17 protein-coding genes and 1 pseudogene are annotated in these 15,256 nt (G+C 73.6%); 8 read left to right on the forward strand and 10 right to left on the reverse strand.

Features of this window, described 5'->3' with window-relative positions; all coding sequences use genetic code 11:
• Window positions 1-112 precede the first annotated feature (112 nt).
• Window positions 113-526, forward strand: coding sequence for a DUF3224 domain-containing protein (locus tag ACQEVS_RS04225; protein WP_433015394.1), 414 nt, complete (start codon window positions 113-115; stop codon window positions 524-526).
• A gap of 80 nt (window positions 527-606) precedes the next feature.
• On the opposite strand, the gene ACQEVS_RS04230 is transcribed toward ACQEVS_RS04225, so the two are convergent.
• The 5 genes and pseudogenes from ACQEVS_RS04230 to ACQEVS_RS04250 form a co-directional block, all read right to left on the reverse strand.
• Window positions 607-1,293: a uracil-DNA glycosylase gene (locus tag ACQEVS_RS04230; RefSeq protein WP_433015397.1), complete on the reverse strand. Its 687-nt coding sequence runs from the start codon at window positions 1,291-1,293 to the stop codon at window positions 607-609.
• A 111-nt stretch (window positions 1,294-1,404) separates the two neighbouring features.
• Entirely contained in the window at window positions 1,405-2,166 is a 762-nt protein-coding gene (locus ACQEVS_RS04235; protein WP_433015400.1) for an SDR family oxidoreductase, read from the reverse strand.
• Between the two features lie 16 nt (window positions 2,167-2,182).
• A pseudogene (locus ACQEVS_RS04240) lies at window positions 2,183-2,895 on the reverse strand (SDR family oxidoreductase).
• A 154-nt stretch (window positions 2,896-3,049) separates the two neighbouring features.
• A complete protein-coding gene (locus ACQEVS_RS04245) occupies window positions 3,050-3,457 on the reverse strand; it encodes a DUF3037 domain-containing protein (RefSeq protein WP_433027249.1) in 408 nt (135 codons plus the stop codon).
• A gap of 8 nt (window positions 3,458-3,465) precedes the next feature.
• Entirely contained in the window at window positions 3,466-4,293 is an 828-nt protein-coding gene (locus ACQEVS_RS04250) for a HipA family kinase (RefSeq protein WP_433015403.1), read from the reverse strand.
• Window positions 4,294-4,589: 296 nt separating this feature from the next.
• On the opposite strand from ACQEVS_RS04250, the gene ACQEVS_RS04255 reads away from it, so the two are divergent.
• Both ACQEVS_RS04255 and ACQEVS_RS04260 read left to right on the forward strand, forming a co-directional pair.
• Window positions 4,590-5,258, forward strand: coding sequence for a hypothetical protein (locus ACQEVS_RS04255; protein ID WP_433015406.1), 669 nt, complete (start codon window positions 4,590-4,592; stop codon window positions 5,256-5,258).
• A 289-nt stretch (window positions 5,259-5,547) separates the two neighbouring features.
• Window positions 5,548-6,405, forward strand: coding sequence for a DMT family transporter (locus ACQEVS_RS04260; protein ID WP_433027252.1), 858 nt, complete (start codon window positions 5,548-5,550; stop codon window positions 6,403-6,405).
• A 41-nt stretch (window positions 6,406-6,446) separates the two neighbouring features.
• On the opposite strand, the gene ACQEVS_RS04265 is transcribed toward ACQEVS_RS04260, so the two are convergent.
• On the reverse strand, window positions 6,447-7,778 hold the full coding sequence (locus ACQEVS_RS04265) for an aminotransferase class I/II-fold pyridoxal phosphate-dependent enzyme (RefSeq protein WP_433015409.1): 1,332 nt from the start codon (window positions 7,776-7,778) through the stop codon (window positions 6,447-6,449).
• 35 nt (window positions 7,779-7,813) lie between these two features.
• Here ACQEVS_RS04265 and ACQEVS_RS04270 point away from each other — a divergent pair, with 35 nt between their 5' ends.
• Window positions 7,814-8,548, forward strand: coding sequence for a pyridoxamine 5'-phosphate oxidase family protein (locus ACQEVS_RS04270; protein ID WP_433015412.1), 735 nt, complete (start codon window positions 7,814-7,816; stop codon window positions 8,546-8,548).
• Here the strand turns inward: ACQEVS_RS04270 and ACQEVS_RS04275 are convergent.
• From ACQEVS_RS04275 to ACQEVS_RS04290, 4 genes are all read right to left on the reverse strand, one after another.
• The gene (locus ACQEVS_RS04275; protein WP_433015415.1) at window positions 8,535-9,626 is read right to left on the reverse strand and encodes a DMT family transporter; all 1,092 of its coding nucleotides are present in this window, start codon (window positions 9,624-9,626) and stop codon (window positions 8,535-8,537) included. The two genes, ACQEVS_RS04270 and ACQEVS_RS04275, sit on opposite strands and share 14 nt — an antisense overlap.
• Before the next feature lie 220 nt (window positions 9,627-9,846).
• Window positions 9,847-11,046 (reverse strand): EamA family transporter, encoded by a 1,200-nt coding sequence (locus ACQEVS_RS04280; protein ID WP_433015418.1) that lies wholly within the window; start codon window positions 11,044-11,046, stop codon window positions 9,847-9,849.
• A gap of 12 nt (window positions 11,047-11,058) precedes the next feature.
• Complete coding sequence (locus tag ACQEVS_RS04285; RefSeq protein ID WP_433015421.1) at window positions 11,059-11,619, reverse strand: Clp protease N-terminal domain-containing protein; 561 nt, start codon at window positions 11,617-11,619, stop codon at window positions 11,059-11,061.
• Between the two features lie 145 nt (window positions 11,620-11,764).
• Window positions 11,765-12,367: a PadR family transcriptional regulator gene (locus tag ACQEVS_RS04290; RefSeq protein ID WP_433015424.1), complete on the reverse strand. Its 603-nt coding sequence runs from the start codon at window positions 12,365-12,367 to the stop codon at window positions 11,765-11,767.
• 399 nt (window positions 12,368-12,766) lie between these two features.
• Between ACQEVS_RS04290 and ACQEVS_RS04295 the strand changes: the two genes are divergently transcribed.
• From ACQEVS_RS04295 to ACQEVS_RS04310, 4 genes are all read left to right on the forward strand, one after another.
• Window positions 12,767-13,066, forward strand: coding sequence for a hypothetical protein (locus ACQEVS_RS04295; protein WP_433015427.1), 300 nt, complete (start codon window positions 12,767-12,769; stop codon window positions 13,064-13,066).
• A gap of 156 nt (window positions 13,067-13,222) precedes the next feature.
• Complete coding sequence (locus ACQEVS_RS04300) at window positions 13,223-13,477, forward strand: MerR family DNA-binding protein (protein ID WP_433027255.1); 255 nt, start codon at window positions 13,223-13,225, stop codon at window positions 13,475-13,477.
• Window positions 13,478-13,667: 190 nt separating this feature from the next.
• Window positions 13,668-14,171: a hypothetical protein gene (locus ACQEVS_RS04305; protein WP_433015430.1), complete on the forward strand. Its 504-nt coding sequence runs from the start codon at window positions 13,668-13,670 to the stop codon at window positions 14,169-14,171.
• A 225-nt stretch (window positions 14,172-14,396) separates the two neighbouring features.
• Complete coding sequence (locus ACQEVS_RS04310) at window positions 14,397-15,224, forward strand: PhzF family phenazine biosynthesis protein (RefSeq protein WP_433015433.1); 828 nt, start codon at window positions 14,397-14,399, stop codon at window positions 15,222-15,224.
• Window positions 15,225-15,256 lie beyond the last annotated feature (32 nt).

Here is a 15,256-nt window from a genome sequence, read left to right on the forward strand (position 1 = left end):
ACGGGGCCGACTCTCCATAGCAACCTGACAGAAGGTGTCAGGTACGGGCGGGAAGCTGTACGGGAGCCGCCCGGGCCGTACCGGCGGCCGCCGATCCGGGAGGAACCACCGCATGACCACGCACGCCGACTCCACGTTCACCTTCCTCGACTGGAAGGAGGACGAGCTCGGCCGGACGGAGGGCGGCACCCGCCTCGCCCGGGCGTACGTCCGCAACACGTACCGCGGCGCCATCGAGGCGGCGGACACGCACTGCGCCTACACCATCGCCTACGCCCCGGACGGGACCGGCACCTTCTCCGGCTACCAGCTCTTCGAGGGCACGGTCGCGGGGCGGAAGGGCGGCTTCGCGGTGCGTGAGGAGGGCACCTTCGACGAACGGGGCACGGTGCGCTGCTCGTTCGAGGTGATGCCCGGTTCGGGCAGCGGCGAGCTGGCCGGTCTGACGGGCAGCGGCTCGTACACGGCGGAGCACGGCGTCAAGGCCGTGCCGTACCGGTTCAAGCACTCCCTCGATCTCGGCTGAGCGCCGGCGGGTGACGGGGGCCGACCCTGCACCGGTCCCCCGACCCCGGTCTTCGCCCCGGCCTCCACCCCCCGTTCCCGTCAGCTCTCCAGATCCGGGATCCGCCAGTCGATCGGCTCGTGCCCCTGAGCCGCGATGGCCTCGTTGATCTGGGTGAACGGGCGGCTGCCGAAGAACCGCTTGGCCGACAGCGGCGAGGGGTGGGCGCCCTTGACGACGGCGTGCCGCGACTCGTCGATCAACGGGAGCTTCTTCTGCGCGTAGTTGCCCCACAGCACGAAGACCGCCGGGTCGGGCCGCTCGACGACGGCGCGGATCACGGCGTCGGTGAACTTCTCCCAGCCCTTGCCCTTGTGGGAGTTGGGCTCGCCGCCGCGGACCGTCAGCACCGCGTTGAGCAGCAGGACGCCCTGCCGGGCCCAGGGCATGAGGTAGCCGTTGTCGGGCACGTCGTAGCCCAGTTCCTCGCGCATCTCCTTGTAGATGTTGCGCAGGGAGGGCGGCGTCTTGACGCCGGGGCGCACGGAGAAGCACAGGCCGTGGCCCTGGCCGGCGCCGTGGTAGGGGTCCTGGCCCAGGATGAGGACCTTGACCTGGTCGTAGGGGGTGGCGTCCAGGGCGGCGAAGACCTCGCCGCGCGGCGGGTACACCGGCGCCTTCGCCCGCTCTTCCTCGACGAAGTCGGTCAGCTCCTTGAAGTAGGGCTTCTCCAGCTCCTCGCCGAGGACTGCGCGCCAGGACTCGGGCAGTACGTCGGTGACCGTCACTTCAGCAACCTCCGGGGTCGGTTCTCGATCTCGTCCGAGAACTTACCGGTGACCACTGACAACGCCCGCCGCGCGGGGTCCGGGGTCCGCGCGGACCCCGGTCCCCACCGCTCAGACCGCGGCGTTGAGGAACCGTCCCCCGTCGAGGACGAGCGTCTGCCCGGTGATCCAGGCCGCCGCGTCGGACAGCAGGAACGCCACCGCGCCCGCCACGTCCTCGGGGGCGCCGAGCCGGCCGAGCGGGTAGCCGGCGGTGGCCTCCTCCTCGCGGCCCTCGTAGAGGGCGGCGGCGAACTTGGTCTTCACCACGGCGGGCGCGACGGTGTTGACGCGGACGCCGGGCGCCATCTCGTGGGCGAGCTGGAGGGTGAGGTTGGCCAGGGCGGCCTTGCTCATGCCATAGGCGCCGACGAAGGGTGACGCGGAGAGCCCGGCGATGGAACCGATGTTGACGATCGCCCCGCCGTTCTCCTTCTGCCACGCCCGCCACGTCTGCTGGGCGAAGCCGAGGGCGGAGACGACGTTGGTCTCGTAGACCTTGCGGGCGACGCCGAGATCGGTCTCGGTGATCGGGCCGAACACGGGGTTCGTTCCGGCGTTGTTGACGAGGTGGTCGACGCGGCCGAAGGTCTCCATGGCCCGTTCGACGGCGGCGGCCTGGTGGGCCTCGTCGTGCGCCTTGCCGGGCACGCCGAGCGCCCGGTCCGCGCCCAGCCGTTCGACGGCCTCCGCGAGAGCGGTGGCGTCGCGGCCGGTGATGACGACGCGGTCGCCCCGGGCGACCAGGGCCTCGGCGATGGCGTACCCGATGCCGCGGCTCGCCCCGGTGACGAGCGTCACCTTTCCGGTGGCCCGGATGTCTTCGGTGGTCATGGCTGGGCGTCCCCGTTCAGTCGAGCGGCCCGCCGGCCACGTACAGCACCTGGCCGGAGACGAAGCCGGCGTTCTCGCCGGCGAAGAAGGCGATGGCGTGGGCGACGTCGTCCGGCTGCCCCACCCGTCCGACGGGGATCTCCCCGGCCGCCGCGGCCTGGAGGTCCTCGAACCCGATGCCGATCCGGGCGGCCGTGCCGGCCGTCATGTCGGTGGCGATGAACCCGGGGGCGACGGCGTTGACGGTGACCCCGAACTTGCCGAGCTCCTTGGCGAGGGTCTTGGTGAAGCCCTGCAGACCGGCCTTGGCGGCCGAGTAGTTGGCCTGTCCCCGGTTGCCGAGGGCGGAGCTGCTGGAGAGGTTGACGATCCGGCCCCAGCTGGCGTCGACCATGTGCTTCTGGCAGGCGCGCGACATCAGGAACGCGCCCCGCAGGTGCACGTTCATGACGGTGTCCCAGTCGTCCTCGCTCATCTTGAACAGCAGGTTGTCGCGGAGCACCCCGGCGTTGTTGACGAGCACGGTCGGCGCGCCGAGTCCGGCGGTCACGCGGGTGACGGCGGCCGTGACCTGCTCCGCGTCGGAGACGTCGCAGCCGACGGCGAGGGCCTCGCCGCCGGGGGGCCGGCGACCGCGCGGCCTTCCACGGCGAGGCGCAGGGCTGTCGCGGCGCCGATGCCGCGGGCGGCGCCCGTGACGACGGCCACCCGCCGTTCGCTGGTCAACATGGGGACTCTCCTCACCTCGGGCGGTGTCCCCGGCCGCTGCGAGCGGGCCGGGCGGCCCCTCGGACGGTGGGTGAGCAACCGCTCAGTAGCTTCGGCCGATCAGACGCTAGAAGCCCCGCCACCCGCTGTCAACGCCCCGTCGGACGCCCCCGGCTCACCGGACCAGCAGGTCGAGCAGGCGTTCCGGTTCCCCGCTCGGGTCGAGCGTCAGCCCGGTGTGCACCGGGCCCGGCTGGACGACCGTGCTGCGCGGCGCGATCAGCCAGCGGAAGCGGCGTCCGGCGTCGTCGCGGGCGGCCTGCCCGGCGCGCTCGCCGCCGGCGCAGACGCCCTCGACGGCGCGGAGCGCGGCCCGTACGCCGGCGACGTCCGCAGCGGGGTCGAGCGCGAGCAGCCGCGCCTCGTCGAGATGGACGCGGGCCTCGACGAACGCCCGTGCCTGGCAGTAGACGACGACGCCCGCGTTGATCCGCTCCCCGCGCTCGACACGCGGCACGACCCGCAGCAGCGCGTACTCGAAGACGTCCCGCTCCTTGACGTCCTTCGTCCTGACGTCCTTCATACGGTCCGTCACTTCCCGGCCTTCCTGTGGTCCAGCCTGACCCGCACCCACTCGGGCGCCTGCGAGGGCTTGTCGGCGCTGCGTTCGCCGAGGGTGATGCGGTCGCCGACGCCGGCCGCCCGGGCGAGCAGCACCTCGACGTAGGCCCGGCGCACCGCGTCCGGTCCGTCGAAGCCCGGCTCGTCCTCCAGCCAGACGTCGGGGACGGCGGCGACGACTTCGGTCAGCAGCTCCTCGGTGACGCGCGGCGCGAGCTCGGCCGTGGCGGCGGAGAGGTCGGGGGCGAAGGTGGCCAGGACGTGGTCCGAGGCGTCGTACCCCTTGTCCGCGGCGGCGCCCGCGGAGGGCCAGTTGTGGTGCCAGATCATGGTGGCGCCGTGGTCGATCAGCCACAGGGCGCCGTGCCAGACCAGCAGGTTGGGGTTGCGCCAGGAGCGGTCGACGTTGCCCACCAGCGCGTCGAACCACACAACGCGGCCGGCCTCGGCGGCGTCCGTCTCGAAGGCGAGCGGATCGAAGCCGAGCGCGCCGGGAAGGTAGTCCATCCCCAGGTTGAGGCCGCCGCTGGATCGCAGCAGCGCCTGCACCTCCTGGTCCGGCTCGCCGCGTCCGATGACCGGATCGATCCGCACGCCCATCAGCTCGGGCACCCGCAGCCCGAGCGCGCGGGCGAGCCGCCCGCAGATCACCTCGGCGACGAGCGTCTTGCGGCCCTGTCCCGCCCCGGTGAACTTGACGACGTACGTCCCGAGATCGTCGGCCTCGACGAGCCCGGGCAGCGACCCGCCCTCCCGCAGGGGCGTGACGTAGCGGGTGGCGGTGACCTCGGCCAGCATTACCCCACGCCTCGCAGCTCTCTCGCCTTGCAACGCATGCCCCACTCCCAACGGGCGTTCCGGGGAACCGGCCCGGAACGGCCTTTCCAGGCTTCCGGTTTCCGGTGTGAAGTGAGCATAGTAACCGAGCGTGACCACCGGTGTGGAACGGCGTGGTCCCGGTTCGGGCCCTCCGTCCGGGATCGGCCACACGGCCCGGCCGACAGTGGAAGGATGCGCTGGGCAGGCGGCGGGTGCCGCGGCGGCAACCGCATGGCGGGGCGTCATCGCCGACGCCCGTGACGGAGGGGACAACCATGGCTCAGGACGTCGACACCGTGCCCGACGAGGCTCTCCTGTACACGGACGACCTGACCGAGGCGGACGTCATCGCGCTGACGGAGTTCCTCGGCGGGCGGCTGGAGGAGATGGCCGGCCGGCACGAGGAAGGCACCGACGAGCACGCGGCCGCCGTCGGATTCTCCCGGCTCGTCGCCATGGACGGCCTGCAGCTCCGCGACTACGTCAACGCGTGGCGGGACGTCGAGCACCGGCACGAGTACCCCGTGGCGGAACACCTGCTCCGGCAGGAGATCCACTTCGGTTGGATCCACCTGTGCCAGGCCGCCGCCGGGTGGCGCGGCCACGCGGGGTTCAACGCCGCGCGCTGGCGGGTCCTGCGGTACTTCTGCCCGCAGCACCAGGAGTTCGTCGAAGCGGCCGGAGCCGACGAGTGGACGTGCGCCGAGCCCCCGGCGTGTACGAGCCCGACGAATCCACGACGGGGACGTGGCGCCCCCAGGCGCACCCGTGACCGGCCGCCGCCGCGCCACGCGGCCGCCCGCTCAGCCGGTGACGCGCCTGACCCCAGGTCACGGCCGCGTCCCACGGCATCTCGTCCGTCTCTGCCGCATGCATGGCCCGTCCTCACTGCGCGTGGGGCGCCGTCCGCCACCATGATCCGTTGCCACGATCCGTCGCCATGATCTGGCAGAGCGATCCGTCGACGAGCAGCTCAGCGACGCTACGCGAACACGTGTACGATAATTTGGTTGTCGCGAGAGGTCCGGTCGGACATCTTGAGCCGCATGAGCACCGTCACCCCACGGCCCCCACGGCCATCCCAGCCGCCCCGGCCACCGCCTCCGTCCCCGCCCACGACACCGGCCCGGCCCCTCCCCTTCCGCCCGTGTCTCCGCCCTCTCCGCCGTCGACTGGCGGATCCGGTTCGGCGCGCTGGCCCTCGTCTGGGGCTTCAGCTTCCTGTTCATCCGGCTGGGGACCGACGGGTACGCCCCGCTCTTCGTGTCCCTGGGCCGCATGCTGTTCGGTACGGCGGTGCTCGCCGCGGCCCTGCTCGTCAAACGGGAGCGGCTGCCCCGCTCGGCGCGGACCTGGGCGCATCTGACGGTGGCGGCGTTCCTCCTCAACGTGCTGCCCTTCTCCCTCTTCGCCTACTCCGAACTGCGCATCCCCTCCTCCCTGGCGGGCATCTGCAACGCCACCACGCCCCTGTGGGGCATGGTGTTCTCCCTGGTGGCGCTGTCGGAGGACCGTCCGACCCGGCGCCGGTTCGCGGGGCTGCTCCTCGGCTTCGCCGGGGTGCTCGTGGTGCTCGGCGCCTGGAACGGGTTCTCCGGGCAGGACCCGTGGGGCACCGTCATGGCGCTGACGGCCTCGGCCAGTTACGCGATCGGCTGGATCTACGTGCGGCGCACGCTGTCCGGCACGGGCGACTCGCACCTGTCCCTGTCCACAAGCCAGTTGCTGGTGGGCACCGCGCAACTCGCCGTCGTCGCCCCGCTGGCCGCGCCGCTGCCGTCCGCCTTCCACCCGGTGTCGCTGCTGGCGATCACCGCGCTCGGAGCGCTGGGGACCGGGATCGCCATGCTCGTCCAGTACGGACTGGTGGCGGAGGTCGGTCCCACCACGGCGGCGCTGAGCACCTACTTCATCCCCGTGGTGGCCACGGCCGCCGGAGCCGCGCTGCTCGGCGAGACCTTGACCTGGAACACCCCGGTCGGCGCGCTGATCGTGCTGGCCGGCGCGGCGCTGACCCAGGCCCGCGGCACTTCACGGGGCAGGGCCGCCCGCAGCGCCTCGGCGGCCACGCGGGACCGCGACGACGCGTAGCGGTAGCGGGCGGGGCGCGGCGGTCCCCGCCCCCTCCCCTCTCAGCCATAACGCCCCGCCGCGGCCGGCCCGGTCGCGGACGCCAGCACGTCCGCCATCCGCTCCACGTCCTCCGGCTCCAGGGCGGACACCGTGATGCGCACCCCGGGCGGCGAGACGAGCCGGAACCGGGCGCCGGGCGCCACCGCGTAGCCCGCGCTCAGCAGCCGGGCCACGGCCCCCGTCTCGTCCGGCACCGGCAGCCAGACGTTCAGCCCGCTGCGCCCACGCGCCGCCAGCCCCCGCTCGCGCAGGGCGTGGACGAGCGCGTCGCGGCGGCGGCCGTACGCGGCGGCCGTCGCGGCCGGGTCGACGGCCCCCGTCCGCCACAGGTGCAGCACCGCGTCCTGAAGGATGTGGCTCACCCAGCCGGGCCCCAGGCGTTGCCTCCCACGCACCCGGTCCACGGTCACGGCGTCGCCGGTGAGTATGGCGAGCCGCAGGTCGGGGCCGTACGCCTTGGCGACGGAGCGGACGAACGCCCAGTGCTCGGTGACCCCGCCGAGCGGCTGCGGAGTCGCGTCGACGATGCCGTGCCCGTGGTCGTCCTCGACGAGCAGCACGCCGGGATGGGCGGCCAGGACGGCCCGCAGCTCGCCGGCGCGCTCGGCGCCGACGAGCGCGCCGGTGGGATTCTGCGCGCGGCCGGTGACGACCAGGGCCCGGGCGCCGCCCTCCAGGGCGCGGGCGACCTCCTCCGGCCGCGGGCCGTCGTCGTCCACCGCGACGGGGACGGCCCGCAGGCCGAGGGCGGGGACGAGGTCGAGGAGGCTGCCCCAGCCCGGGTCCTCGACCGCGACGGCGTCGCCCGGGCGCAGATGGGCCGCCAGCACCCGTTCCAGCCCGTCGAGGGCACCGGAGACCACCGCGACCGGTCCGTCCGGCACGCCGTCCGCGTCGAAGGCGGTGCGCGCCATCCGCTCCAGCTCGGTGTCGACCAACGGTTCGCCGTAGAGCACCGGCGTCCGGGCCGACCGCTCGGCCGCCGCGGCGAGCGCGGCGCCGAGCGGCGGCAGCAGCGCGGGGTCCGGGTTGCCCGTCGCCGCGTCGCACACCCCGTCCGGCACCTCCACCGCCATGAGCTCGCGCGGCGTGCTGGCCGGGCGGGGCCGCACCCGGCTGCCGCGCCGGCCGGCCGTCTCGATCACCCCCCGGTCGCGCAGGATCCGGTAGGCGGACGCCACCGTGTTGTGGTTGACGCCCAGCTCGACGGCCAACTCCCTGAGGGGCGGCAGCAGTTCCCCCGGAGGGAGGCGGCCGTCGCCGACGGCGCGTTCCACGCTCTCCGAGATCTCCGCTGCGCGGCGGCCCGTGATCCGATACTCTCCTAGCACAAACTCGATTATGCACTAGTGCAATGGAGTCCGCAATGTCTTCCCCGGCCTCGCCCTCGGCTTCATCCCCGGCCTCGACGGCCTCAACCCCGTCCCCTTCACCGGCCCCCTCCCCCGGCGGAACGTACGAGCGCACCGCCCGCACCACCCCCACGCGCTACCGCGACCGCACCTCCTACGACCGCGAGCTGGTCCACGCCATCCTCGACGACGGCTGCCTCTGCCACCTGGGCTTCGTCCGCGACGGCGCGCCGGTCGTCCTGCCGACGCTCTACGGACGCGTCGGCGAGCGGCTGTACGTGCACGGCTCCACCGGATCCGCCCCACTGCGCGCCGCCGGGGAAGCCGCCGAGGGCATACCCGTCTGCGTCACCGTCACCCACGTCGACGGCCTGGTGCTGGCCCGCAGCGCCTTCAACCACTCCGTCAACTACCGCTCCGTCGTGGTGCACGGCACCGCCCGCCGGGTGACCGACCCGGAGGAGCTGACCACCGCGCTCGACGCCCTGGTGGACCAGGCGGTGCCCGGCCGGGCGGCGGACTCCCGGCCGGCGTCGCCCAAGGAACTGGCCGCCACGGCGGTGCTGCGCGTCGACCTCGCGGAGGTCTCCGCCAAGGTCCGCACCGGCGGCCCCGGGGACGACCCGGAGGACGTCGACCTGCCGTACTGGACGGGCGTCGTCCCCGTGACCACCGTGCGCGGGACGCCGGTCCCGGCGGACGGCCTCGCCCCCGGCGTCCCGCTCCCCGGCTACCTCACGCCTCGCTGACCGGCCCGGCGGCCGCGGCGGCCTCCGGACCCCCGACCGGACCCCCGACCGGCCCACCGGCCGGAACGGCCGCCGCGGACCGCGCCGTTCGCCCGGCCCCGCGCGCCTCCACCAGGGCCAGCCCCGCCACCGCGGCCATCAGCACCGCCGTGCCCAGGACGGTCGCGGCCGTCAGCCGCTCCCCCAGCACCGTCACCGCGATGACCGCGGCGGTGACCGGCTCCAGCAGGGTGATCACGGTGGCCGTGGTGGCGCGCACCGCCTGCAGCCCGGTGAAGAACAGCGCGTAGGCCAGCGCCGTCGGCACGATCACCAGATACCCCATCAGCAGCAGCGTGCGCCCCAGCCCCTGAGCGCTCGGCAGCGCCCCGCCCGCCAGCGCGAACGGCAGCAGGAGCACGGTGCAGACGCCGAACGAGGTCAAGGTCGTGGTGAACGGGTCCGTCGCCCGGCCCGCCCGGCCGAGGTGCCGGGCGTGGACGGCGAACAGCGCGTACCCGGCCGCCGACAGCAGCGCCAGCGCCACCCCGGCCGGCCGTACGGTGGCCGAGCCGCCGCCGAGGACCAGCACGGCCAGCCCGGCGAGGGCCCCGGCGACGGCGAACCGCCCGCCCGCGCCGAGCCGTTCGCCCATCAGCAGCCGGCCGCCGAGCGCCGCCAGCACGGGCGCGGCGCCCAGGGTGACGACGGTACCGACGGCCGTGCCCGTCGCGTCCACCGCCGCGAAGAAGGCCGCGTTGAACACGGCCAGTCCGACCCCGTTGACCAGCACGGCCGTCACCCGGCGCCGCCTCGGCCCGGCCGGCCGCGGACGCCCGTCCGCGCGCCGCGAGGGCAGCAGGAACCGTACGGCCAGCAGCAGCGCGAAGCCGCCGGCGCAGCGCCAGAAGGTGAGCGTGACGGGGTCGAGGCCGCTGCTGTCGATCGCCAGGGTCGCGGTGGCCCCGGTGGTCCCCCAGGTGAGGGCGGTGAAGGTGACGTAGAGCAGGCCGCGCCCGGCGGACGGGATCCGCGGGCCGCCGGGGCGCGCGGAAGGAAGGGCAGAAGGAAGGGAAGACGACACGGAAGTGTCGGACATGGCTGTTCTCCCGCTGAAGACGTGAAAGGTCGCGTGGTCTTCGAACGCGGGCAGCGGCCGGTACCCGGGCGCGCCTCATGGCGCACCGGGCCGGTCACCCGGAAGAGGTCCGGGGAACCCCCAGGGATCGACTCGGAGGTGATCAGGTGGGGGGAGAGAAGGGCCGCCCGCGCTAGGCGGCGGGAGGCGGAAGAACAGCACTCGTAGGCATGATCACATCTTAGGACCGCGGCGTGTCCCCGGACAACTCCCTTCCGCCGGCCCGGCCTTCCGCCTCTCGAAGGCCGCCCCGAAGGCCATCTCGGAGGCCGTCCCGGAGGCCGTCCTGAAGACCGCCCGGAGGATCACCCGCAAGACCGTCCCGAAGCCCACCCGGAAGACCGTCTCGAAGCCCGCCCGGAGCACCGTCCGCAAGACCGCCCCGGAGCCCGTCACCCCCGCCCCGCACCCCGCCCTCCCGCGGCGCCGACCGCTGGGCGACGAAGGCGCCGAGCAGCACGACGGCGCCGCCCACGAGTTGCGGAACGGACAGGCGCTCGCCCAGCAGCACCCAGGCCAGCACGGTCGCGACCACCGCCTCCAGGCAGGCCACGACCCCCGCCACCTGCGGAGACAGCAGCCGCACCGACACCACCCCGGTGAGGTAGGCGGCCACGGTCGCGATCAGCACCAGCCACGCCAGCAGGACGACGGCAGGCACATCCCCGCCGCACAACTCCGCGCTCCCGGCGAGCACCCGCGCGTCCATGGCCCAGGGCCGCGCCACCGCCGTGAGGAGGAGCGCGCCGAAGAGGAAGCCGTAGGCGATGACGCCCACCGGGTCGGCGGCCTCGGCGTCGTCGCCCCCGTGGTCGGACAGGACGAAGTAGCCGACCTGGCAGACGGCACCGCCGAGGGCGAGCAGCAGCCCCAGGGCGTCGAACCGCAGCCCGGCCCACACCTCGACCACACAGGCCAGCCCGCCGACCGCCAGCACCACGCCGGCCGCCGCGGCCCGCGACACCGCCCGCCGCCGGACGAACCGCACCCAGCCCAGCACCAGGGCGGGGGCCAGGTACTCGACGAGCAGGGCGACACCCACCGGGATCCGCGAGATGGCCGCGAAGTAGCAGGTCTGGACGCCCGCGACGGCCAGCAGGCCGAAGCCCGCGAGCAGCGCGGGACGGCGCGTCACCAAGGCGCGGTGCCGCCACGCGACGGGCAGCAGCACCAGGGCCGCGCCGGCGGACCGCAGCCAGACCACGTGGAGCGGGTCGAGCCCCGCCTCGATCAGCGGCTTGGCCGCGACCCCCGAGCCGCCGAACGCGAGCGCGGAGACGAGGGCGAGGATCAGTCCCGTCCCCCTTCCGCCGGACGGCACACCGGACAGCACGCGGGGCAGCACGCCGGGCAGCAGGCGGGACAGCAGTTCCTTCCCCATCGACGCATCATGTCAGGCTCCGACAGGACCGTCACCGGTGTGGCTCCTGACCCACCGGCCGGCCACCGGGCGGACGCGCAGCCCCGCCGCGTCGATCCCGGCGTGTGCCAGCACCTCCACGGCCCGGCAGCGGGGGTCGAGCGCGAGCGCGGCCAGCAGGTCCAGCCCCTCGACCGGACCCGGGCCGCGGGCGGCGGCCCGCGCGTACGCCTCGCCCATGGCGATGGCGGCGGCGGGCGACCAGCCGGGGACACCGCCCTCCGGCAGCAGCGGCAGCGCCCGGGAGCCCTCGACGGAGCCGCGCCAGCGCAGGCCGTAGCCGATGCTGCGCTGCACGAGGTAGCCGAGCAGCCGCACGACCCGGTCCGGGCCGCCGGGCAGCGCGAGCCGGGTCTCGGGGTCGGCTTCCAGCAGGGAGTGCAGCAGGTGGGCGGTGTCGATCTGCCGGTCACCGTCGCGCAGGGCGCGCCGGCGGGCGCCGGCGACCGCCACCGCCACCTCCGTGCCCAGCGGGACCTCCGTGCCCAGCGGAACCTCGTCCGCCCCGCCGATGTCAGGTGTACGGCTTTGCACCCTCCCACCCCATCAGTCCGGGCCGGTGGAGGCATCCCCGGGCGGAAGCATTCGCGCGTCCCCCTCCGGTTGGGCGCGGACACCCGAGCGCTCCTCCTTGAGGAGGAGACGCACGGGCGGTGTCCCCCAGGGGACCGACGGCGCGTCAGTCGCCCTCGGCGAGGATCAGATAGAGCTTGCGGCGCGTCTCGTTGACGGCGGCGAGCGCCTGCTCCCGCTGCTCCGCGCTGCCGGTGCGCCAGACCTGCCCGAACGCCTCCATCAGCGCGAAGCCGGCCTGCCTGACCTCCTGCGCGGTCTCACGGTCGGCGCCCCCCGCGACCTGCTCCCAAGGGGCCTCGGCACCGGCGTCGGCCTCCGCGCGGCCGTCCTCGGTGAGCGCGAACAGCTTCTTGCCGCCCTGGCTCGCGCTGCTGATCAGCCCCTCGTCCTCCAGCAGTTGCAGGGTGGGGTAGACCGACCCGGGGCTGGGGCGCCACCCGCCGCCGCTGCGCTCCGCGATCTCGCGGATCATCTCGTAACCGTGCATCGGCCGGTCCTTGAGCAGCGCCAGGATCGACGCCCGCACATCACCGCGCCGCGCCCGGCCACCCGGACCACCACGCCCCCGCCCGCCGAACGGGGGCCCGCCGAAGGGCGGCCCGAACGGCCCGAACGGCCCGAAGGCCCGCCGCCCGCCACGCTCTCCTCGCTCACCACCGCCGAACCGACCGAAGCCGGGATGCTCGTGACCATGGGGGTACCGCATATCGTTCCTCCAGTTCATCGATCGTTCACGATGCTTCGACGATATATCGGTAACGCTCGCACGACAAGCCCCCGCCCCCGTCCTCGCACCGCCACACGGTTGAGCTGCGCCGGCTGCCCACGGGCCCCGTGGGGCCCTGCCCAAGCGCGGCTCGGTGCGACTCCGGGGACACGGCGGTATCGGCCGTACGGGGGCGGGCCGTCCCGTATCGGCGTTCCGGGCGGCGCATATCGTCACTGGTCGAAGTCGGTCTCGCCGTTCCGCTGTCCCAAGGTGGGGAAAGTCCTGGCGGCCGGGACGCTCTCGTCCTTACCGTTCGGGTCGTCAAGGCACCGCCGCGGGGGTTCGGATCGAGCCGACGGGCGTGCGGGCCGAAATCTCAGGATCAGGGAGGTCGCCTTGCGTCGTCTCACGCGCACACTCGGCGTGCTCGGCGGGAGCGCTCTGCTCACGCTCGGCCTTACTCAGTCGGCCGATGCCGCGGTCGGGAAGTTGGAACTGAACGGACGTGTCATCACCGATCCCGCCCGGTCGTCGTGCCATACCGGCGGCCCGCTCAATCTCATCGTGCACAACGACACCAACTCCCCGGTGGTGGTCTTCGACCAGCCGGCATGCGCGGGCAATGTGATCGGCATAGTGGGGCCGGTCAGGAACGGCTTCTTCCCCAGGGGGTGGAGCGTCCGCGTCATGCAGTAGGCGCCATCGGCGCGTACCTTGCGCAGAGCCGGGCAGTCAGGGGCCGCTTGAGCATGACGGCGCCGAGAGGGCCACCGAGCACGGTGCCCACCGGAGAGGCCGTGAGAAGGGCGGCGCCTCGGACGGCGAGGACCGTGGCCAGCCAGGCGGCGGCGGATCGCCCTGATCAAAATGGCGCAGCGGGCCGGATTCACCCTGGCCGAGATCCGCCGGCTCCTGGACACCGGCGCCGACCGGGGCGCCACCAGGCAATGGCGCGCTCTCGCGGAGCGCAAGATCCCCGAACTGGACCGGTTCATCAAGGAGACGCAAGCCCTCCGGAACGCCGTCGCCGACTGCCTCGCCTGCGGGTGCATGAACTTCGACAGCTGCCGACCGCTCTCCTCCGACACCCCCGACGACGACACCTGAGACCGGCTACGGCTCCCAGCCGTCGGCGGCGGGCCCGTACCGAAGGCGATCACACAGTCGCAAGGGATCCGGCCGGAACCCCTGCGTCGATCGATGGCCGGGAACGGCCCTACGTCGGACACCATTCCAGTGGGAGCATGCACATGCCAAACACTGGCACCGTCCACCTCGATGACTTCCAGGGGGAATCATGCGGACACGCGCTCGCATTCGCGCGGCCTCGGTCGCGCTCGCCGTCGCGGCGGCCGGCATCACGTTCACCACGACCGGAACCGCGTCCGCCCGGGCGACGAGCTGCCCCTCGAACGGTCAGGTGCTCGGGGCCATCCAGACCATCAAGGTGGGCTCGCAGTCCATCGGTCAGTTCTACCTCGGATGGAACTGCAACGGCGCCTACACCGAGGTCAACCTGTGGAACACCAACTACGTCAACAACTGGCGTTACGGCCAGGTCGACGTGAAGTCCAGCTCGAACGTCTCCACCAACTCGAACAAGCCGGTGCCGAACAACGGCACGTACTGGTTCGACGCCGGGTACATCCCCGTGACCGGCGTGAACAACACCCGTGAATACAGCGGCAGGTGGAACTTCAACGCCTACGGGCACTCGTGCTCCGGCGAGACCTCGACGTGGAACTTCTCCTACGGCGGCGTGAGCACCACCGACAACCACCCGTACTCGAACTGCACCTGAAGCGGGCGGGCGGGCTGCACATGCGAAGGTATCGGCTCGGCGGTGATCGCTATTCGTAAGGTCACGGAGGGGCTCCAGAAGGTTTCGCCGATGTGGGTGCCCGATCATGTCGCATCGGCTCGTGCCCCCGGCGGCGGGACCGGCCCGCACTCCACCCGGCCGAACGAGGCCACCTCCCGGCGATTGGCCGTGTCGGGAACCACCCCCGCGCCCTACGGTCCTGCCATGCGAATCCGAATCGTCGACGCGTTCACCGACCGCCCCTTCGCCGGCAACCCGGCCGGCGTCATGCTCTTCGACGGCCCCTTCTCCGACGACGACCGGCTCCAGGCCGTCGCCGCCGAGGTCAACCTCTCCGAGACGGCGTTCGCCCGCCCGCTGAACGGCACGGGCGAGGGGGACGGAGGAGAAGCGGACTGGGCGCTGCGCTGGTTCACCCCCTCCACCGAGGTCGACATGTGCGGCCACGCCACCCTGGCCGTCGCCCACGTCCTGCACACCACCGGCGCCGCCACCGGCACCGTCCGCTTCGCCGCCCGCTGCGGTGTGCTCACCACGACGGCGCACGACGACGGGTCCCTGACGCTGGACTTCCCGACGTCCTCGCTCACCCCGCTGGCCGTCCCCGACGGACTGGCCGAGGCGCTCGGTGCGGCGCCGCTGAGCGTGCACGACACCAGCGGCCACATCGGCGACCTGCTCGTCGAGCTGTCCGACGAGCGGACCGTCCACGCCCTGACCCCCGACTGGCGCGCGCTGGCGGGCCGGTCCCGCCGGGGGATCATCGTCACCGCGCCCGCCGCCGACCCCGCCCTCGGCTACGACTTCGTCTCCCGCGGCTTCTTCCCCGGCGTGGGCATCGACGAGGACCCGGTCACCGGCAGCGCGCACACCGCGCTGGCCCCCTTCTGGGCGGCCCGCCTCGGCCGCACCGAGCTGACGGGCCTGCAGGGCGGCGCCCGGCGGGGCCGGGTCCGTACCGCGCTGCGCGGCGACCGCACCCTGCTGACGGGCCGCGCCGTGACAGTGATCGACGGCGAGTTCCTCGTGTAGGGCCCCGGTCCGCGGCGGGGAAGGGCCGGCGG

Origin of the sequence: Streptomyces sp. CA-181903, assembly GCF_050937075.1 — a bacterium.
In the GTDB taxonomy this organism is placed as follows: Bacteria; Actinomycetota; Actinomycetes; order Streptomycetales; family Streptomycetaceae; genus Streptomyces.